General features: G+C 47.3%; 17 protein-coding genes. 16 read left to right on the forward strand and 1 reads right to left on the reverse strand.

Annotated elements, in window-relative coordinates:
• Positions 1-2 precede the first annotated feature (2 nt).
• Positions 3-989 (forward strand): RNA methyltransferase, encoded by a 987-nt coding sequence (locus tag ACUYLD_RS00870; RefSeq protein WP_446674246.1) that lies wholly within the window; start codon positions 3-5, stop codon positions 987-989.
• 4 nt (positions 990-993) lie between these two features.
• On the opposite strand, the gene ACUYLD_RS00875 is transcribed toward ACUYLD_RS00870, so the two are convergent.
• The gene (locus ACUYLD_RS00875) at positions 994-1,950 is read right to left on the reverse strand and encodes a D-2-hydroxyacid dehydrogenase (protein WP_446674247.1); all 957 of its coding nucleotides are present in this window, start codon (positions 1,948-1,950) and stop codon (positions 994-996) included.
• Between the two features lie 227 nt (positions 1,951-2,177).
• Here ACUYLD_RS00875 and thpR point away from each other — a divergent pair, with 227 nt between their 5' ends.
• The 15 genes from thpR (at position 2,178) to ACUYLD_RS00950 (ending at position 21,441) form a co-directional block, all read left to right on the forward strand.
• The gene (gene thpR, locus ACUYLD_RS00880; RefSeq protein WP_446674248.1) at positions 2,178-2,744 is read left to right on the forward strand and encodes an RNA 2',3'-cyclic phosphodiesterase; all 567 of its coding nucleotides are present in this window, start codon (positions 2,178-2,180) and stop codon (positions 2,742-2,744) included.
• A gap of 111 nt (positions 2,745-2,855) precedes the next feature.
• Entirely contained in the window at positions 2,856-3,668 is an 813-nt protein-coding gene (locus ACUYLD_RS00885) for a cell wall hydrolase (RefSeq protein WP_061830285.1), read from the forward strand.
• Between the two features lie 135 nt (positions 3,669-3,803).
• Positions 3,804-4,487, forward strand: coding sequence for a metal-dependent hydrolase (locus ACUYLD_RS00890; protein ID WP_069291322.1), 684 nt, complete (start codon positions 3,804-3,806; stop codon positions 4,485-4,487).
• A 463-nt stretch (positions 4,488-4,950) separates the two neighbouring features.
• On the forward strand, positions 4,951-9,549 hold the full coding sequence (gene gltB / locus ACUYLD_RS00895) for a glutamate synthase large subunit (RefSeq protein WP_446674249.1): 4,599 nt from the start codon (positions 4,951-4,953) through the stop codon (positions 9,547-9,549).
• A gap of 320 nt (positions 9,550-9,869) precedes the next feature.
• Positions 9,870-11,507 (forward strand): sensor histidine kinase, encoded by a 1,638-nt coding sequence (locus ACUYLD_RS00900; protein WP_446674250.1) that lies wholly within the window; start codon positions 9,870-9,872, stop codon positions 11,505-11,507.
• Between the two features lie 116 nt (positions 11,508-11,623).
• Positions 11,624-12,262, forward strand: coding sequence for a response regulator (locus ACUYLD_RS00905; protein ID WP_235307592.1), 639 nt, complete (start codon positions 11,624-11,626; stop codon positions 12,260-12,262).
• A gap of 274 nt (positions 12,263-12,536) precedes the next feature.
• Positions 12,537-13,280, forward strand: coding sequence for a YveK family protein (locus ACUYLD_RS00910; RefSeq protein WP_061830281.1), 744 nt, complete (start codon positions 12,537-12,539; stop codon positions 13,278-13,280).
• Positions 13,264-13,902, forward strand: a complete 639-nt coding sequence (locus tag ACUYLD_RS00915; protein ID WP_013309150.1) for a CpsD/CapB family tyrosine-protein kinase — start codon at positions 13,264-13,266, stop codon at positions 13,900-13,902. Before ACUYLD_RS00910 ends, ACUYLD_RS00915 begins: the two co-directional genes overlap by 17 nt.
• 39 nt (positions 13,903-13,941) lie before the next feature.
• The gene (gene galU / locus ACUYLD_RS00920; RefSeq protein WP_013309151.1) at positions 13,942-14,835 is read left to right on the forward strand and encodes a UTP--glucose-1-phosphate uridylyltransferase GalU; all 894 of its coding nucleotides are present in this window, start codon (positions 13,942-13,944) and stop codon (positions 14,833-14,835) included.
• 16 nt (positions 14,836-14,851) lie between these two features.
• Complete coding sequence (locus tag ACUYLD_RS00925; RefSeq protein WP_013309152.1) at positions 14,852-15,550, forward strand: sugar transferase; 699 nt, start codon at positions 14,852-14,854, stop codon at positions 15,548-15,550.
• On the forward strand, positions 15,550-16,485 hold the full coding sequence (locus ACUYLD_RS00930; protein ID WP_061830280.1) for a glycosyltransferase: 936 nt from the start codon (positions 15,550-15,552) through the stop codon (positions 16,483-16,485). Before ACUYLD_RS00925 ends, ACUYLD_RS00930 begins: the two co-directional genes overlap by 1 nt.
• Before the next feature lie 10 nt (positions 16,486-16,495).
• Positions 16,496-17,833: an O-antigen ligase family protein gene (locus tag ACUYLD_RS00935; protein WP_446674251.1), complete on the forward strand. Its 1,338-nt coding sequence runs from the start codon at positions 16,496-16,498 to the stop codon at positions 17,831-17,833.
• Between the two features lie 4 nt (positions 17,834-17,837).
• Positions 17,838-18,608: a WecB/TagA/CpsF family glycosyltransferase gene (locus ACUYLD_RS00940; protein ID WP_028543109.1), complete on the forward strand. Its 771-nt coding sequence runs from the start codon at positions 17,838-17,840 to the stop codon at positions 18,606-18,608.
• Between the two features lie 5 nt (positions 18,609-18,613).
• Positions 18,614-20,056, forward strand: coding sequence for an O-antigen ligase family protein (locus ACUYLD_RS00945; RefSeq protein ID WP_061830308.1), 1,443 nt, complete (start codon positions 18,614-18,616; stop codon positions 20,054-20,056).
• A 5-nt stretch (positions 20,057-20,061) separates the two neighbouring features.
• Positions 20,062-21,441, forward strand: a complete 1,380-nt coding sequence (locus ACUYLD_RS00950; protein WP_061830278.1) for a lipopolysaccharide biosynthesis protein — start codon at positions 20,062-20,064, stop codon at positions 21,439-21,441.
• The last annotated feature ends 7 nt before the right edge of the window (positions 21,442-21,448 follow it).

Below are 21,448 nucleotides of genomic sequence, written 5' to 3' on the forward strand. Positions count from 1 at the left end.
ACATGAATAAACAGAAAACGAATATCGAAGAAATGAAACCAAGCTACATATATACCTATGCGTGTCATGAAACAGAGCGTGAGTTATGTCTTTTGGAATTGAAATGCTTGTTCGGTCAGCCGCCCGTGCAGGATTCCATCCTATTGTCCCATCGGCGGCTGGAGCCGGGTACCAGCCCGTTTATTCATCTTCGGCTGGATGTAATGACAGATGCGGGAACACTGGAAGAGCTATGCGAAGCAGCCTCTATGTTACAACTTGAGGAAGGAAAGACTTTCAAGGTGTTGTGCCTTAAAGAAGGTGACCATGAGGCCGACTATGACGAGCGGCGCGGAATCGAACGCCGAATTGGTGCACGCATTCATGGCCAGGCGCAAATGAAGACACCGGATATCACCCTTGGTGTTATTCGGATAGGAGAACGGTGGCTACTGGGCATGTGTCAGTATAGCGACAGATCGTGGCAGGAGCGTCGTCAGAAGCCGCAAAATTATTCTACTGGACTACCCGTTCTGGTAGCTAGGGCACTTGTGAATTTGGCAGCAACTGATCTAACAGCCGCAAAGGGAGAGTCAGGCTCATTGAAACTGCTAGACCCGTGTTGTGGTATGGGCAATGTAATGATTGAGGCATTGAGCATGGGGGAGGATATTCGCGGTTGTGATATCAACCCGTTGGCGGTGCGAGGGGCACGAGTGAATTTGCGTCATTTTGGATATGAAGAAGATCTAGTGAAGCTCGGGGATATGAATATGCTCGAAGGCACATACGATGCGGCCATATTGGATATGCCCTATAACCTGTGCTCCGTGCTCCCGGCTGATGAACAAAAGAAGATGCTGCGCAGTCTGAGACGCTTGGCCGCGCGGGCAGTGGTCGTGAGCAAGGAGCCGATGGAAACATTGTTATCCGAGTCAGGCTGGACCCTTACGGAGCAATGCCGCATACATAAGACAGGTATGAGTCGGGAAATCTGGATCTGTAAGTAGTGTATTAATACTGAGTTTTGTAGTTAACCAAATTCAGCGGTAACTCCTGATCAGCGGCATAGGCATTCAAATTAGTAAGAAAAATATCCACCGCCCGTTCGGCATATTTGTCCGTATCGCCTGCAATATGCGGTGTGATCAAGACATGGTCCAGACTCCATAGCGGATGTGAAGCAGGTAGCGGTTCTTCCTCGAATACATCCAGTCCGGCAAAGGCAATATGCTTTTGTTCCAAAGAGCGTACAAGCGCATCCGTATGAACGGTGCCACCGCGACCTACATTAATGAAGAAGGCACCCTTACGCATAGCTGCAAATGCTTTTTCGTCAAAGAAGTGATGGGTTTCCTCGGTGAATGGCAATATATTTACCACGATATCCGCTACTCCCAATGCTTCGTGTAATTGTTCGTTAGTATACATGTGCTCTACATGGGGAGCTTCCTTGCCAGAACGGCGGACTCCGATCACCCGCATGCCAAAGGCTTCTGCAATCCGCGCTGTTTCGCGGCCAATTTCGCCAACGCCTGTAATCAACAGCGTTTTACCACGTAATTCCGTCAATTGGCCTTTCGGTGGCTGCCATGTTTTCTGACGTTGCAAGACAGCTGCTTGCTGTAAATAACGTGTGTGCGATAGCAGCATTCCAAAGATATGCTCTGTAATTGGAATTGCATGCACACCACTTGTATTCGTTAGTAAAATGTTACGCTTCTCCAATTCGGTAAGCGGTAGCTTATCAATCCCGGCCGACCAGGTTTGTATCCACTTCAGCTTGCTGTCTGGATGTAATGCCTCTTCGGCAATATGCTTAGACCAGCCTAGAATAACCTCGGCCTCCCGGATTTGTTTAGACTCCAATTCCTGAGCTTTGCCAATAATCAACTCGTAGCCCGGAGCCGTTGCACGAACTTGTCTTTTTTGCTCTTCCGTAAGTTGATGTAAGCTTAAAATGTTTCCCATAGTTCATAGCCTCCTCGATTTTTGATTCCTTGGAGTTTCCAATATATTCTGGCGAACCATCCTTTCAAGAATAACAGATTGCCGAAAAAATTGCATAAGGAGGGTAAAAACGAGCTCGCAGTGTCATTATATATAACAACAAATGGCTTTACCCTGATCAGGGACAATCCAAACAGCTACTTTTTGAGATATCCACAAATATCAATTAGGAAAGGAGGTATAGGTTGATGAAAAATGAATCGCAAAGACTTTTTACAGCTATTGCTCTCCCGAATGAGCATAAGAAGAAGCTACATTATTGGGTGGAGCAGGATTTAAAAGACCTGACTTTTCGCAAATGGAGTGATTTCAGAGATTACCACGTGACACTTCAGTTTTTGGGTGATGTGGAGACCTCGGTTATACCGAAACTTGAGCAGGTTTTAGTTCAAGCTGCAGCTGAGCATGACCCGTTCACACTCGGCATTGGAGAAGCAGGTTTTTTTGGTCGTGAAGAATTTCCGCGTGTATTGTGGAGGGGAGTGACCGGGCAGCGTGATTCACTGGATCAACTGTACCAGTCCATACTCCAGGCTACCGAACCGCTGGGTTTTAAACCCGAGGAGCGACCTTATCGACCTCATATCACCCTAGCACGTTCGTACATAGGAGAACAGCCTATTCCACCGTCTATTTGGCAGCCAAATGACCGATGCAGCGAGCCATGGGAAGTGGGAGAATTTGTTTTATATGCAACCCGGATGGGTCAAAAACCAATGTACCAAATAATTCAAACATTCCCATTAATGAGGTGAAAGCCTTGATCTATCAGCGAATTTAGTGATATAGTGTTTCAGCGTTATTCAAAAGGCGCATTTTAGGTTACATATCTGAGGAATGTGCTTATAGTTAACGGGAGGAACATTATGGAAATCGTTAAAGAACATCGTTGGTTTGCACCTCTATTGAGTGTGCTGCTTGTTTGTATATTGGGGATAGGCCTCTACGCTGAGGTTCAGCAAACACAGAAAAATCATAAAAATACACCTATGCAATCTCTGAGCTGGTCAGGGAACTCTTCGTCTCCTACATATGGCGACAGGATGGGGACCCATAATGGGTCAAACAGGACAAGCCCCATCTTTGTCGCTGCTCATGGGCAGTCAAGCTGGAAAGAAATCATGCCGACTCCGTTACCCGCTTCCCAGATGAAGCAGGTGGAACAAGCTCGGAATAACGTTGCTACAGGCAAGAAAAAGCCTGAGGTCCAGCATAGCAAGTCCGCAATCCTAACCCCTCCTACAACCATCTACTTTACGAAGACAAAAATGCTCACGCAGGATGACAAGGCGTTGTCTACCTGGAGCTATCCTGTCTCCGCTAAAGAACTGCTCCTGCTGCAAAAAATAGTGATGGCAGAAGCAGAAGGCGAACCGTACGAAGGCAAAGTGGCAGTTGCCAACGTTGTCTTAAACCGGCTGCGGTCAGCCCCATTTCCCGATACGATTCAGGCAGTGATTTATCAAAAAGCACAATTTAGTCCGGTCGCGAACGGGCGTCTTCGTCGTGTTCAGCCTAACCAGGACAGCATCCGTGCGGTTACTGCTGCTTTGAACGGCCATAAAGCCGTGCCTGATAACACCTGTTTTTTCCTGTCGCTTACGTTGGCCCAGGACCTTACGGTTCATCATTCGCGTACGAAGGTGAAAACTATCGGTCATCATACTTTCTACAAATAACAGCCCTTTCTAAACAATAGGGTTCAGCTTTGTGAACGAATTTTAGGGTATAGGTGAAGCCAGTATGCAAAAGAGGTATAATGGGTAAAGGAAAGTAACCAAAATAATGAAAGTGACAAAGGAGGCGTAGATGATATGAAAATCACATATTATGGACATTCAGTTGTACTGGTAGAGGCAGAGGGGAAACGGATTATTATTGATCCTTTTTTGACAGGAAATCCTAAAGCAACCGTACAGGCCGAGGATATTCAGGTGGATGCCGTGCTGTTGACACACGGTCATGCCGATCATTTTGGAGATGCTGTTGAAATTGCCAAGCGCAATGATTGTCCAGTAATCGCGGTCGCGGAACTGGCCGAATATTGTTCATCCTTGGGGGCCAAAGCTCACGGTATGAATCTGGGTGGAGGTCACCACTTTGACGGTTTCCATGTGAAATTCACGCTTGCATTCCACAGCTCATCTTTGACGGTGGACGGGCAAATCATTTACATGGGAGAGCCGGCGGGGATCTTATTGACCATGGGAGGCCAAACCTTTTTCCATGCAGGGGATACTGGCCTGTTTGGCGATATGCGTCTCATTGGCGAAACTAACTCCATCGATGCTGCGGTATTGCCCATCGGAGATGGTTATACGATGGGACCGGAGGATGCACTGCTGGCAGCAAAATGGCTGCGTGCAAGCCGCGTAATACCGGTGCATTACAATACGTTCCCGGGTATTGAGCAGGACGGAGACGGCTTCTGTGATCGTCTGCACAAAGAAGGTATTGAAGGGAAAGCATTGAAGCCCGGCGAAAGTCTCGAATTTTAATACGGATATCTGATTTACGGGAATATACTTGATGGTCTATAAACTCATCAAATCTCCTTTGTCAGCCTTTTCTGTTCCTTAGAGGAATAGGAAAGGCTATTTTTTAAAAGTGAATATTTATACATAAAAATGAGATATTTTTGCATTGATACGTTGAAGCTGTAATGTAAAAGATTTATTATCACAATCATAAAAACTTTGAATTGCTAACATGATAGGTCAATGATAAAATGATAGAACTAATTAGATTCATCAGTGGAATCGACGTATTTTTCAAGTCAAGCCATTGCATAATTATTGAAAAACATACGCATTCGGCGGACCGTACCGCCTTGAATACGTCACATGTTTTGTCCCCCATTCCTCGTAGTTGTTCTTTGAGTTACCTCTTGTCGCCACTGTCTTCTATTCGGCCGCCTGTATTTCAGGCCAGCATGACTTTATAACAGAAAGGTTGCGTTCCATGAGACAGACAGGTTTACCACCCAAACAGGGACTATATGATCCCCAATTCGAAAAAGACGCCTGCGGCATGGGCTTTGTTGCCCACATCAAGGGAAAACCATCGCACAATATTGTAAGTCAGGCTTTGACCATGCTCGTGAATATGGAGCATCGGGGCGGTCAGGGAAGTGAACCAAACTCCGGTGACGGAGCAGGGATCATGATTCAAGTTCCTCATCTGTTTTTTCAAGAGGAAGCGGAGCGATTGGGCTTTAAATTGCCAAAGGCCGGACATTATGGCGTGGGTATGCTTTTTGTATCCAATGATCCAAAAGTTTGTGAAGTGCATGAGCAGAAGCTAAGAGATATCATCGTGGACGAAGGTCAAAATTGTTTGGGTTTTCGCGATGTTCCAACTTATGACGAAATGCTGGGTAAATCGGCAAAAGCAGCTAAACCAGGCGTGCGTCAGGTATTCATCGGTCGCAGTAGCGATTTGAAGGAAGAGCTGGACTTCGAACGGAAACTGTATGTCATTCGCAAACGTGCAGAGCTTGCTATTCGCTATAACCAAGAGGATGAGAACGGCGAGTCGTTCTATATTCCAAGTTTGTCATGTCGCAAGGTTGTATACAAAGGAATGCTCACAACCGAGCAGGTAGGCAAATTTTATTTAGATTTGCAGGATGAGCGGGTGACATCGGCGATCGCGCTGGTCCATTCCCGTTTTAGCACGAATACGTTCCCGAGCTGGGACCGCGCGCATCCTTATCGTTTTATGATTCACAACGGCGAAATTAATACTATGCGCGGCAACGTGAACTGGATGCATGCTCGCCAGGCGCAGTTTGAAAGCGAAGCGTTTGGCGGAGATATCAAGAAGGTAAAACCAGTCATTAACCCAGATGGCTCAGATACAGCCATGTTTGATAATACACTGGAGTTTCTGTATCTGAGCGGACGTTCCCTTCCTCATGTAGCCATGATGATGGTGCCGGAACCTTGGAACAAGCATGAAACCATGGACCCGAAGAAACGGGCATTTTATGAATATCACAGCACCATGATGGAGCCGTGGGACGGACCGGCTGCGATGGCGTTTACAGATGGTATCCAAATCGGGGCGATTCTCGACCGCAACGGTCTGCGTCCTGCACGTTACTATGTGACCAAGGACGATCTGATCGCACTGTCTTCAGAGGCGGGCGTATTGGATATTGCTCCTGAAAATGTGCTCTATAAGGATCGTCTCCGTCCGGGTCGTATGCTGTTGGTTGATACCCAAGAAGGCCGTATCGTTTCTGACGAAGAGTTAAAGGAACGTATTGCTTCCGAGGAACCTTATCAGCAATGGCTGGATGAGCACTTGGTTGATTTGGATGAGCTGCCGGAAGCACTAGAACAGCCGGAGCCTAAACATGAAAATGTAAATCAGCTTCAGCTCGCTTTTGGATATACGTTTGAAGAACTGCGCAAAATTCTGGAGCCGATGGCACTTACAGGTGCAGAACCGATTGGCTCAATGGGGTACGATGCACCATTGGCGGTGCTGTCCGACCGTCCGCAACGTTTGTACAATTACTTTAAACAAATGTTTGCTCAAGTCACGAACCCGCCGATTGACGCCATTCGTGAAGAGATTGTAACGTCAACTGCAACTACGATTGGGCCAGAGCGCAATTTACTGCATCCAGAACCGGAAAGCTGTCGTCAGATTCGTTTGGATTCGCCGGTGTTGTCGAATGAGGAGTTTGCCAAAATTCGCCACGTACACCGTCCTGGCTTCAAATCGATGACGATTCCGATCTTCTTTGAAGCGAAGGAAGGCGCTGAGGGCTTACGCAAGGCGCTGGAAGGATTGTTTGAGGCGGCTGACCGTGTCATTGACAAAGGTCATAACATCCTGATTTTGTCCGACCGTGGAGTGGATGCGGAAAATGCGGCCATTCCGGCGTTGCTAGCTGTTTCCAGCCTGCATCACCATCTGATTAAGCAGGGTACACGCACACGTGTGAGTATTTTGCTGGAGTCTGGGGAGCCAAGGGATATTCACCATTATGCGGTGCTGCTTGGCTACGGTGTGAGCGCGGTTAATCCGTATCTGGCTTTTGAAACGCTGGATGTCATGATTCAGCAGGGCTTGTTGCGCGGCATCTCGCACGAAAAGGCAGTTAAAAATTATATTAAAGCGGCAACGAAGGGTGTCGTTAAAATATTGTCCAAAATGGGTATTTCCACGATTCAGTCGTACCGTGGAGCACAAATTTTTGAGGCTGTAGGTCTGAAGCAGGATTTTGTTGACCGTTATTTCACCTGGACACCTTCCCGCATTGGCGGTATTGGTCTGGAGGAAGTGACTACGGAAGCGCTGGTTCATCATAACCGTGCTTTCACTGACAAGGACGGCAACGACAAAGTGCTGGATTCGGGCGGCGACTATCAATGGCGTAACGATGGGGAAGAGCATTTGTTTAACCCGCAAACGGTGCATTTGCTCCAGCAGTCGGTACGCTCGGGAGACTACGAGCTTTACAAGAAGTACGCCAAGCTGGTACAGGGTGAATCTGAACAGTATTTGACGATTCGCTCCATGCTTCAATTGAAGCCTGCTGGTGAGCCTGTGCCGCTGGATGAAGTGGAATCCGCTGCATCCATTATGCGTCGCTTCAAGACAGGAGCCATGTCCTTTGGCTCGATCAGTCAGGAAGCGCATGAAGATATGGCGATTGCGATGAATCGGATCGGGGGCAAGAGCAATACGGGTGAAGGTGGGGAGAACCCAGCACGTTTCATACCGGATGCCAATGGCGATTCTCGTCGCAGTTCGATTAAGCAGGTAGCGTCAGGCCGATTCGGTGTAACATCGAATTACTTGGTGAATGCTGACGAAATTCAGATCAAAATGGCGCAAGGCGCTAAGCCGGGCGAAGGTGGACAACTGCCAGGACGTAAGGTATACCCTTGGGTCGCTGAGGTACGTGGTTCTACGCCAGGAGTAGGTTTGATTTCACCACCGCCGCATCACGATATTTATTCTATCGAGGATTTGGCAGAGCTCATCTATGATCTCAAAAACGCTAATCCGCGTGCTGACATTAACGTGAAACTGGTGTCAGAAGTAGGCGTAGGCACGATCGCTACAGGGGTAGCAAAAGGCCGTGCTGACATTATTCTGGTCAGCGGTTACGACGGTGGTACAGGCGCTTCCCCGCAAGGCTCCATCCGCCATGCGGGTATGCCTTGGGAGCTGGGCCTGGCGGAGACGCATCAGACGCTGATGCTAAACAACCTGCGCGACCGCGTAGTATTGGAGACAGACGGCAAGATGCTGTCTGGCCGCGATTTGGTAGTAGCTGCCCTGTTGGGCGCGGAAGAATACGGCTTCTCTACTGCGCCGCTCGTGGCGTTGGGTTGTATTATGATGCGGGTATGCCAAATGGATACATGTCCGGTTGGTGTGGCTACGCAGAATCCAGAGCTACGCAAAAATTATATGGGCGATCCTGCCCATGTGGTGAATTTTATGCGTTTCATCGCAGAAGATGTCCGTGAAATTATGGCGGAATTGGGCTTCCGTACGATTCAGGAAATGATTGGACGTACGGATTGTCTGGATACCGTGAACGCCGATTCGCACTGGAAGAAGAAGGGCGTAGACCTGAGCTTGCTGTTGCATGTTCCTGAGTTGGAAGAAGGTAGTGTACGTTACCGCGTACAACGCCAAAATCACGGTCTGGAAGAAACACTCGACATGCAACAGCTCGTACCGATGGCTGCGGAAGCGCTGGAGAACGGAACGCCTGTTGAGGGTACCTTACCTATTACAAACGTGAATCGGGCGGTAGGAACGATTCTGGGCAGCGAGGTCACCCGTAAGTATGGAGCGGCGGGTCTGCCTGAGGATACAATTCGCTTTAACTTTATTGGATCGGCAGGTCAGAGCTTCGGGGCATTTATTCCGAAAGGCATCACGCTGAGCGTGGAAGGCGATAGCAATGACTATGTTGGTAAAGGGCTATCTGGCGGTAAGGTTATTGTGAAAAAGTCTCACAAAGCGACCTTTAAGGCAGAAGAAAACATTATTATCGGAAATACAGCCTTGTATGGAGCGACCAGCGGTGAAGCTTACATTAGCGGAATCGCAGGCGAGCGCTTTGCCGTTCGGAACTCCGGCGCACGTATTGTAGTTGAGGGCGTTGGTGATCATGGTTGCGAATATATGACGGGCGGACGTGTAGCTGTATTGGGTGGAACCGGACGGAATTTTGGAGCCGGAATGTCCGGTGGTATTGCCTATGTCTATGACCCTGAGGGGACGTTCCTGAGCCGTTGTAATCTGGAAATGGTGTTGCTGGAAGGTGTGGAAGATCCTGCAGAAGCAGCGGATTTGCGCGGCTTGATTCAACGCCATGTCACTTACACGGGTAGTGAAGCGGGACAACGTATTTTGGATGATTGGCAGACTGCGATTCAGCAGTTTGTACGAGTGATTCCAAAGGATTACAAGCGTATGGTTGAACAGATCCAAAAAGAAGAGGCAACTGGTTTGAGCGGAGATGAAGCTCTGTTGGCAGCATTTGAAGCCAATATGCGTGAATTGGCGCGTGCCGGGGGTTAAAATGTAGACTACCAAATTTACTAAAAAAGGACTCGCTGAATACCGCTGTTATAATCACGGTGGTACCAGCAAGTCTTTTTTTAGGTTACAAAAATGCGATTTATTTCCTTGACAAACGTCATAAATTCTGACATTACCCCCAAAGTGTTTTCCTGAAACGGTAAATATGTTATAAAAAGTACCAAATTTTTTGGAATGTAACCGTTTACGTAAGAGTTTATGTCTTGTTATTTATTTTTGGATTGGTTATGATTTTTTAGAGTACACAAACAAACCTAATATGCCCATCGTCCCTTCAAAACACAGAATAGGGTGACAGGATGAAGTTGAGGAAGTCAGCAGAAGACCAAATGATTTTTTTATACCGTTATGTATCACTATCTTTAACGTCACTTGTTTTTCTGTTCGAATCATCTAGGTTAATCGTGTGGCAGAAGCTATTACTGATTGGTTTTCTATTTTTATCCGTTACAGCATTTACTTGGATTTACCGTAAATACAGACTTCATGATATGGTATTGAAATGTAGCATTGCACTAGAAACAGCAGGGATCATTTTGTTGTTATTCCCGACCGGAGGGATAAATAGCCCGTTCAAATGGTATGTGATTACTCCCATGCTGGTAGCTTGTGCTCATCTATCTATGAGGTACAGCTGGACGCTCCTACTTTCTTATATCGGCTTGGTGCTTACATTTTGTTATATCTTTTTTACACCAGGTCAATATTTTTTGTGGGATCTTATATTGCAGAACATTAATTTGTTTCTGGTATTGATCGTAACCACGATGGCAATGCAGGTTATTGGCGTCATGAAGGACGAACTGAAGGTGGCTAAAGAACAAGCCAATGAGACGATGGATCATATCAAGTCGATTTACCACATCATGGAGACGACCAGCCATAATGAGGCATTAAATCTAGGTCAGGTCATCTCGGATTACACTGTCAAGCTAACCAAGCAGAGCCGTGCATTTTTCTGGCTGGATAGTCAGGAAGAGGATGCACCGGCAAGCAGCCAGACAGGCTGGACGGTGGAGGAGGAGGAGCAACTATTCGAGGAACTGGAGAATTACCGGGAGGAATTCAGGGAAGAGCGTGAACCATTTTTCAGACATCTGCCAGAATGGGGCGACTTTCTCATGATCACCGTACCGATGACGACCCGTTTTGTAGCGACGATTGGCCTCAAGCTGGGCCCGGATCAAAGTCTGACAGGAAGACGCTGGCTCGTGCAACAACTGATATTCTTGGCTGAGCTGAGCGCTGTGTTCTTGGAGCGCTATGAGCTGGAGCGTATTGAAAATCAGCTGATTGTGACGAATGAGCAGAACCGGATTGCAAATGAAATGCATGACAATGTTTCTCAAAGTCTTTTTGGTATTGTGTACGCAACGCATTCTCTCCGGCAAACCTGGTGTCATCAGCCAAAGGAGCAGGTGGAGGAGCAAATTGATCTAATTCAGCAATCAGCCAACCAAGCGGTTAGAGAGCTGAAAGGGGCGATTCATAGTTTAAGTTCGAAAAAAAGCGGAGGCTCAACTTGGTTAGGGACGGTGAAAAGTCATCTGCATACACTCTCCAAGCTGAACCACGTACAAATTGATTTTGACATTCATGGTGATCATTATTCACTTCCGTATTTGTACCAAAAGGCTTTATTCCGCATCATTTCCGAAGCGGCGGGGAACGCAATCCGTCATGGATTGGCCAAGCGAATTGATGTGAAGTTAAAATTGACGCCCCAAGTGATTAGACTGTCTATTCATGACGACGGAGTAGGGTTTGAGACGGCGAGAATGGTAGCAGGAGGTGAGGCGGTCAGTGCAGGCGGGGGCCTGGGCATGATGAATATGGAATATTTAGCTCAATCGATGGGAGGCGAATTTGATATTTCAAGTCGAATCGGAGAGGGAACACAGATCCGATTGTCCATTCCGGTAAATGCTTATGAATGAGGATTTTGCAAAATTCTCGAATAAAATGTGTGAACATTCTGCAATACAAAATCTGCGGTAACAATCGGATACATAGGGATTATGCAAATCCTGAACTGTAGACAGGAGGCCGAATCATGAAAATTGTCATTGTCGATGATCATCCTTTAGTACGGAAAGGACTCGCTGCGGTTATATCCATGCAGCCCAATGTTCAGTTTGCGGGAGAGGCCCAGAATCAACAGGAAGCACTTATGGTGATTGAGGAAACAGATCCGGATCTGGTGCTGCTGGATTTGAAACTAGCTGATGAATCGGGGCTGGATATTATCAAGATAGCGCGCGGGCGTGGTTTCAGAAGCAAATTTATTTTGCTGACCTCTTCCGCAACACGTGAAGATTTTCTAAAAGCAGAGGAAGCTTCCGTGGACGGTTATGTGCTTAAGGAAGCATTGCCTGAGGAACTAATTTACGCGATTCATCTTGTCAACAAAGGACGCAAATATTATGATCCGGCTATTCTCGAAAACAAGCTGCGTGAAGATGCGGGCAATCTGACCGACGACCTGACGCCAAAGGAAAAGGAAGTGCTGGTCGAGCTGGGACAAGGAGCTTGCAATCGTGAAATTGCATCCCGGTTATTTATCAGTGAGTTCACAGTCAAAAAGCATGTCAGTCAGATACTGGCCAAGCTGCGGCTGGCGGATCGTACGCAGGCAGCATTGTATGCCAATGCCATCGGTCTGGCGAAGTACGAGCCAACAATGATGCGCTGACTCTATAAGCTACGCTGCACTTTCATGTGCGAGTGGAAAGAAAAGCCTCAAAATCACCAATATTTGTGATTTTGAGGCTTTTTTCGATTTCTTTTTCCATAATCGACAAAGCATGGTACAAAAGTATACCATGCCGTATCCGAAAGTATACATTTCCCTCCCCCCCATAGTGAGGGAGAAAGTGCCATTCGGTTCCATGTCGTTCACAGAGCCAATTGTTACAATAAAGTCATACTTAAATATGAAGAGAAATTGTATAGGAGGGAGGATTTTTGTGGAGAAAACCATTTTGGATTATCTAGTCCTGATTAAAAGAAGATTGTGGCTGATCGCAATTTTTGTCATTCTCTCATGTGTAACAACATACTTTGTGAGCGACAATGTCGTGAAGCCAGTCTATTCCGCTTCAAGCCAACTGCTGGTTAATCATATTTCCGCCAAGCAGGGGAGCAACAATCTGAACGACGTCAACACAAGTCTTAATTTGGTGGAAAGCTACAAGCAAATTCTCACTTCACCTAAAATTATGGACGCTGTTGTAGCGGCTCATCCCGAGCTCGGTTTGACGCAGCAGAAGTTGGCAGAGAAACTGCAGATTAAATCCTCGGATAAAAGTCAGGTTATCGGTTTGACGTTTGAGGCAGGGAGCTATCCACAGGCCGCAGCGGTTGTAAACGCGGTAACCCAGAAATTCGTACAGACAGTTCCGGGATTGATGGAATTGAATAATGTGAAAATTTTAAATGAAGCGGACCCTCAGGCCAATCCTGACCCGATTAATGGGAACCCGCTCATGAATATTGCGATTAGTTTTCTCGTATCGCTGATGATTGCATTGGGCACGATTGTGTTCCTGGAAAGCATTAACGGTACGCTGCGCTCGGAGAAAGAAGCGGACGCGGACATCGGTATTCCGGTAATTGCATCGATTCCAGTCATTCGCAAGAAGGACGTCGATGGAGCAGCTGGAAATTCCAAAGAACGGGTAGGGGAGCGTAAATATGCTGCGATTGAATGACATGTTGATTACAGAAAGTAATCCATCATCGTATATCTCGGAATCATTTCGATCCCTCCGTACATACATCCGGCAGCAGGTGATTGGGCAAAAGGACCGTGGCACGGTTCTATTGTTGACCTCGCCGGAAAGCGGAGCGGGTAAAACAACACTGCTCGCCAACATCGGAGTTTCCTTTGCACAAGAAGGCAAGAAGGTGGCTCTGGTGGATTGCAATCTGCATAAACCAGCGCTGCACGAGATATTCGGAATGGAGAATACCGGAGGTCTATCGGCTTATTTGCGCGGTGGGGCTTCTTCCAAGTCTATCGTTAGACATGGTGGCCTGGAGCTATCGGTTGTTCCCGGTGGAGACACCCTGTACAACGCAGCAGATCTGCTCGGTAGCGAACGTATGGCTGAGCTACTGGAAGAGCTCAAACGTGAATATGACATCATTTTACTCGATTCGGCTCCGGCGCTGAATTATACGGATGCTCGCCTGATTGCAGGCTTAACGGATGGTGTGATTCTCGTCGCTAGACATGGTCGTACCAAACGGGAAGATCTACGTAAAACAAAGCAACTCATGGAGCAGGCCAGTGCGACGCTGGTTGGAATTGTGATGAATCAGGTGAAGTAAGCAACACCAAAATTCGATGAAGCAAGGAGAATGAGTGCGATGACGAAAAGAGTGAAAAAGGCCATTATTCCAGCAGCAGGGTTAGGTACGCGCTTCCTCCCTGCCACAAAAGCGATGCCTAAGGAAATGCTTCCAATTATCAATAAGCCTACGATTCAATATATCGTGGAAGAAGCGATTGCTTCTGGTATTGAGGACATTATTATCGTTACGGGTAAAGGCAAACGTGCCATTGAGGACCACTTTGACAACGCATTTGAGCTGGAATCCAAACTGCTCGAGGACGGTAAGCTGAAGCTTCTGGAGGAAGTACAGCGTTCTTCAGGAGTGGAAATTCACTACATTCGCCAAAAAGAACCCAAAGGTCTTGGACATGCAGTATGGTGCGCAAGACGCTTTATCGGGGACGAGCCGTTTGGTGTGCTACTGGGCGATGATATCGTAACAGGTCAGAAGCCTTGCCTGCGCCAGCTGATGGATCAGTATGAGGAAACTCAAAATTCGGTTATCGGTGTGCAGCGGGTACCGCAGGAATTTACGAACCGGTACGGCATCATTGAACCGGATCAGCAGGACGGACGCTTGTACCGAGTGAATAATTTTATAGAAAAACCGGCTCCAGGCACAGCGCCATCCGATTTGGCTATTATGGGTCGCTACGTGTTCTCGCCGAAAATTTTCAAATATCTTGATCTTCAAGAAAAAGGAGCTGGCGGCGAAATTCAGTTGACGGATGCGATCCAAAAGCTGAATCAGAGTGAGCGTGTGTACGCCTATGATTTTGAAGGCACACGTTATGACGTAGGTGAACGTCTTGGATATATTCTAACCACACTTGAATTTGCACTTGCCAGCGATGATTTGAAGTATCCGGTTATGGAGGCCATGAATGAATGGTTGAAAAAGACCGAGAAAGCAACCACGGCAGGTTGAGAGGGGGTACGTCAGCATGAGCATGGAAAATTTACCGGAGGACGGCGAGGCTGTCATGTCAGGTAAAGCGTTTTACATGCCATACGGAAATACACAAATTCAGGATAAAACGTCCTACCTGGTCACAAAACGCCTCCTTGATATGCTGCTGTCGTTCGTGGGCTTGATCGTCTTGCTTCCGCTTTTTGTAGTGGTAGGCGTTTTGATTAAGCTCGAAGACCCAAAGGGAAGCGTGTTTTTCAAGCAAACTCGGGTGGGCAAGAATGAGAAGTTATTCGATATGTATAAATTCCGTTCAATGGTGTCCAATGCTGAGGAACTGAAAAAGGACTTGATGGAGCTGAATGAAGTGAGCGGCGCCATGTTCAAAATTAAAAACGATCCTCGGATCACGAAAATTGGCAGTTTTCTGCGCAAGACGAGTATTGATGAGATTCCGCAGCTGTGGAACGTGTTGGTCGGCGACATGACTTTAGTCGGTCCGCGTCCGCCGTTGCCCAGCGAGGTCGAGCAATATTCCGATTATGATAAGCAACGCCTGATTGTAACACCGGGATGTACGGGTTACTGGCAGGTGAGCGCACGTAACAGTGTAGGCTTCGAAGAAATGGTGCAAATGGATTTGAAGTATATTCATGTTCGCAATACGTGGCTCGATTTGAAAATCATCATGAAAACAGGCGTTAAAATGCTGTTCTCCAAGGATGCTTACTGATGGATGCATTCAAGCGATGTCCCGCAGTGTCCGTCGTTATTTGCACCTATAACCGGGCGGACCTGCTGGAGAAAACGTTAATGTCCCTGCTGGAACTGGAAGACCTTGCACTGGCTGAGATCATTGTGGTCGATAACCGATCCACCGATCATACAGCAGCGACGATCAAAAGGTTCACCGTCGCCCATGGTCAGAATATCCATCTCCGATATCATTATGAGCGCGAACAAGGACTGTCTGCTGCTCGTAATGCAGGCATTACGTTATCAAGAGCGGAAGTCATTGCTTTTCTCGATGATGATGCAATTCCGTGTGTTACATGGTTGCAAACGATTATGTCAGCATTCGGGAACAATCCTGAGCTGACGGCTATGGGTGGGAAAATTGACCCTATGTTTGAGACGGAACGACCGGGTTGGCTGACAGGCCCGCTTGAACTGCCTTACACAATTATTGATCTGGGCAAAGCTGTTCGTGAATATCCGTCGGGACTGAATCCATTTGGAGCGAATATGGCGATGCGCAAAACGGCTTTTGCCGCCGTTATGTTCCCGCTTCATCTAGGCAGAAAGGGAGATATCCTTCTATCTGGTGAAGAATCGTGGGTATTCGAGCAAATCCGTAAAAATGGTGGAACGATTATGTATCATCCACACATGTCTGTGGAACATTTTGTGCCTGCTTCACGGTTAACGAAAGAATGGATCATGAACCGCTACTATTGTCAGGGCATGTCTAACGCTGCTCAGGCCGTAGGTCTGCGCGGCAACGCGATGCTGATGGCGAAGACGGCAGCCAAAGTGTTATACATCACTGTGGATTCCCTGCTGGCGCGTAGTGAGGGCAGGAAGCTGTTGAACCGGTGCAGGCTTGAAAGTATCCGTGGGACGCTGGATACACTGCGCAACCGGAAAAGCGAGTCAGCTGCGGGGTGAAAGATGGAACATGAGTAACTATCCTTGGACTACTAGAATAAACACCATACAGCATGTTTTTATTTTTCTACTGGGCGCTCTTGCTGTAGGAATTGCGGCTACCTATCAGCCGGTGGTCAGTATTGCGGCGGTATGTTTACTGCTCTTGCTGGCTGTTTCCATACATCATCCAGAGCGCATCAGCTACGCTGTTTTGCTAAGTACAGCAGTCTCAGTCGATTCTCTGTATCAGGGTGGCGTGTTCGGTATTGAGATTTTGTCATTGTACAAATTGGGCATTTTGGCTCTGCTGGTGCCGTGTATGCTCGTGTATGGCATACGTCTCAAGTTCAGCTATCCGGTCTGGGCATTGGTGATCATGCTGGGGATCACATTTGGATTTTCAGCATGGCTGCCTTTGTTAACGACCTCGATTGCCGTCAAGGCGTTCGTCGGTTTATCACTCCCTTTCTTTTTTTTACTGATCCAGTGGAAAAAGGATGTGGCAGAAAAGCATATCCGACTGATCAGTTTGTTGCCCATTATTAGTGTGGTCATTGGACTGGGTTTGCAGGTTCTAGGGCTGCATTCGTTTACGGATGTTGAATTTACGGGCGCAGTCAGAGTACAAGGAGCGAATATACCGCCGCATCTGGCAATGCTCTCCTTTCTCGGAATTGCCGTCTCTCTGATTGAGGTCAAGCGTAGACCCAAGCAAGCCGCTTTTTATTACACTGTGTTGGCACTGAACTTTCTGATTCTGATCGCCACCGGTACACGTGGACCGATTCTGGCATTGTTATTAATGTTTGCTGTGTATCTGTCTGATATTGCCCGTCAGTACCTCAAGGGGAAAGTCAATTATTTGCTACCGCTGGCCGGATCGTTTTTGGTTGCTCTGGGGGCGGTGGCCCTGCAATGGAACAATTTAAAAAAACGCTCCTTCGAACGGGAGACCGATACAGGCATTGACCTATCGGGACGCTCGGAGGCATGGGAATATTTTTTGAACAGAGTACATGATTACCCTTGGTCAGGGAGAGGTCTTGGCGCGGTAACGGTCGCGAACGACGGGACATTATTCAATGGCTTTGTTGTACCGCATAACGAGTATATACGCTTTTATTTTGACACGGGATATATCGGTTGCGGGCTATTAATACTTTCATTGCTGATCGTGTTCGCTCTCATTTACCGGTCGCTTGCCAAGTCTATCAAACCTTATTTTGCAAGCTTAATTGCAGGCTTTCTGATCTACTCGTTTTCAGATAATACGTTGTCGACGGTTCAGATGATTATTCCATTTTGCTGGTATTTGAACGCGTTATACCAGACATCTACTCAAACCGATTTTCGCAAAGAGAAGTGATACGATGAGCAGAGTGAACATGTTCGATGTCAACTTTGATAATTACGATTTTAATGATCTACTCGAATTTATAGATACTTCTATTGAACATCAGCGTCATTCCTACATTTTGACCTGTAATGTCGATCATGTGATCAAGCTTCGCAAGGATGATGAATTCCGCAAGGTGTATTCGGATGCCGGAGCTGTAGTGGCCGATGGAATGCCTATCATATGGGCGTCCAAGTTACTGAAAAAACCCCTCAAACAAAAGGTGTCCGGGTCAGATTTGTTCACTCGGCTGGGAGAGGCTTTTGAGGATCGAGGCTATCGTTTATTTTTTCTGGGTGCAGCTGACGGTATTCCTGAGAAGGCTATGCTCAATCTCCAGGAATCTTATCCGAACATGAATGTGGTGGGCTGTTACTCTCCTTCTTATGGTTTTGAGAAAAACGAGGAGGAGAATAGGCACATTATCCAACTGCTTCAAGAGGCTCGCCCGGACATCGTTTTTGTAGGTGTAGGCGCACCTAAACAGGAAAAATGGATCTACAGATATTATGAGACTTACCGTGCTCCGATTTCGATTGGGGTGGGAGCGACCTTTGATTTCCTGTCGGGAAATGTGAAAAGAGCACCGGAGCTGATGCAGAAGACGGGATTTGAATGGTTCTGGAGGTTGTCTCAGGAGCCTAAACGATTGTGGAAAAGATATTTGATTGAGGATTCCCAATTTCTCGTTCTGCTGTTTAAAGAGATGTTCAAGCGGAAGCGGATGAAGGGAGGTCAGGGGTGAGAAACATGAGTCGGTTGGCAGATCAGCAGATTTCCGTTTGGCTAGGAAATCGGCGTGGAATCAGCATGATCGGCATGGGATTGCTGGCTTGTATGCTGCCACTCGCCATCGGATTTGTCAGCGCCAAGATGAATCCCACCATGAGCCAGCAGGGAGCCATATTGCTGGCGCTCGTTTTTCCGGCCTTCCTGCTGGCGATCCTGCAATCGCGGCTACTGATTCCTTACACACTGGCAGTGTGGGCAGTAGGCCCGGAAATCCGCCGCATTGCGGATTGGATGGAGGGAACATATCACTCGGTTTCCTTGTTGAGCGTGGCACCGCTGCTGGTAAGCAGTATGTTGATTATTCCTGTGTTGCGAGGCATTCATCAGGCGGAAAAACCCTTGACCCGAATTGCTGTATTTTTCGGCATAGAATTGGCCTACGGGAGTGTGGTCGGGTTATTCAAAAATGGTATTGTTTTTGCTTATGATTTAGCCAATTATGTGGTTCCTTTGATCCTGTTGCCTTATCTTGCGATTAAGCCCATGAAGGCGAAGGAGCTGGACCGACTGCTGTATTCATATGCCAACATTGCTGTTCTTGTGGCAATTTACGGCATTATCCAGTACTTGACGGTGCCTCCGTGGGATGCATTTTGGATGAATCATGTAGAAATGAATTCCATTGGTGTTCCAGAACCACTTCAAATCAGAGTATTTTCTTCCATGAACTCGCCCGGTCCCTGCGCTATTTTCCTGGCGATGGCACTTGTACCCATGCTAATGGAAAAACGTTGGCGCGGCACTTTGGGATGGATCGGAATCCTGCTGACGGTCGTTTGTCTTTTAATCACGCTGGTACGTTCAGCCTGGCTAATTGCCTTCGTCATGTTGCTGGCTTACATTCTCAGTTCATCTTCCAAGGGAAAGTGGAAAACCTTGTTTCAACTAGCTATAGTTGGCCTTCTTCTCTACATCATTGTTCCAAAACTTCCAGGGGCTGAAGGTTTGGTGGCTCGCATGCAGACGCTGACGGATATTCAGCAGGATCATTCGTACAATGAACGTTTGGATTTACTGCATACGATGCTTCCGGCGATTGCTGGCAATCCGGTCGGGCAGGGGATCGGGAGTGTAGGAATCGGAACCAAGCTTGATAACGGCGGCGATCTCGGCGAACTTGGGATTATGGATAATGGATATATCGCCATTTTCCTCACCTTCGGTATTTTCGGGGCATTCTTTTTCTTCGGTGGTCTGTTCGTTATCATCAAGCGCCTTCTCGCCCGTATTGCCGAACGAGATGCCAGTCAGCCTTATATCAGACTGGCGTTGGCTACGTGGGCCGGAGCTGTAGCCAGTCTCATATCAGATAATGGTTTCCCCGGTATGCGCGGCTATCTGATCTGGATGATGATCGGAATAGGACTATGGGCAAAAGATGTCATCGCGGAAAGAAGGTAAAGGCTGTGCAAAACTTACAAGCATTATCCGCACCTGTCCGGACACTATGGTCCACAGTGATTCGGTTTGCCAAAAGCAAGGATAACAGCTCTGCAGCAGTAAAAACGATGATATTCAGTATGCTGATTCTCGTCGTGAATATGCTGACTGGTGTGCTAACGGCACGATTCCTGGGTCCTACTGGACGCGGGGAACAGACAGCGATGGTGAACTGGTCCCAATTTCTCGCCTTCTGCATGAGCTTCGGTGTCCCGTCTGCATTGATTTACAATGCGAAAAGGAAACCGGAGGAAACGGGCAAGCTGTATGGTCTGGCCTTGCTGCTGGCTACCATGTTCGGGGGCTTGGCGACACTCGTCGGAGTTTTTCTAATTCCTTATTGGCTGCGCTCTTTTTCTTCATCGGTCATACTTTTCGCGCAGTGCTCCATGATGATGTGTCCGCTCATAGCGATTTCACAGATCAATAATGCATTGCTTCAAGTTCGCTCGGAATATAAGCAGTACAATTTATTCCGGTATCTGGTACCGCTGAGTACACTGCTGGGTCTGGCGATTCTGATCTTAACCGGAAATATGAATCCGTACACCTCGGCATTGGCCTATTTACTGCCAGGCTTGCCGATTTATATCGGTGTCACGATACGAATGATTCGGCTGTACAAACCAAAGGTAAAGAACAGCTGGACGCAATTTAAAAATCTCTTTACCTACGGTATGGGTTCATACGGAAATGATCTCATGGGGCAGGTTTCCACTTATATTGATCAGATTTTGATTGCGGGTCTGCTCAGACCCGCTGATCTCGGTTTATATGCAGTAGCGGTCAGCTTGGCCAGGATGGTGAATGTATTTTCTACCTCGATCATTGTCGTGCTGTTTCCCAAAGCCTCTGGTCTGAATAAGGAAGAGGCGGTGGCCATAACATTTCGGGCATTTCGAGTGACATCAACGGCAACCTTTCTGGCTGCGGCGATGCTGATGCTGATTGCTCCGTTCGTATTTACATTGTTATATGGTCAAGAGTTTAAACAAGCGCTCACGGTATTCCGGTTCTTGGTGCTTGAGGTTGCTATCAGTGGAGGGACCATGGTGCTGGCACAACAATTTATGGCGTTGGGTAAGCCCAAACTGGTTACCATTCTACAGGGTGTCGGATTGGCGCTCGTCATTCCATTGCTGTCCATACTCGTGCCGAGATATGGATTGACGGGTGCAGGGATAGCAATGCTGTCTTCGGGGATTTTACGGTTCATTTTCATTTTATGTAATGTTAAATTCGTTCTTAAAATGAAAATTCCAAGACTGCTTATTTCCAAACAAGATTTTCAATGGCTCCGATCAACGATGTCACACTACATCCGGAAAAAGCCAGTTAACGGTTAGATAAAGA

It is taken from the genome of Paenibacillus sp. SER-28 (assembly GCF_052906305.1).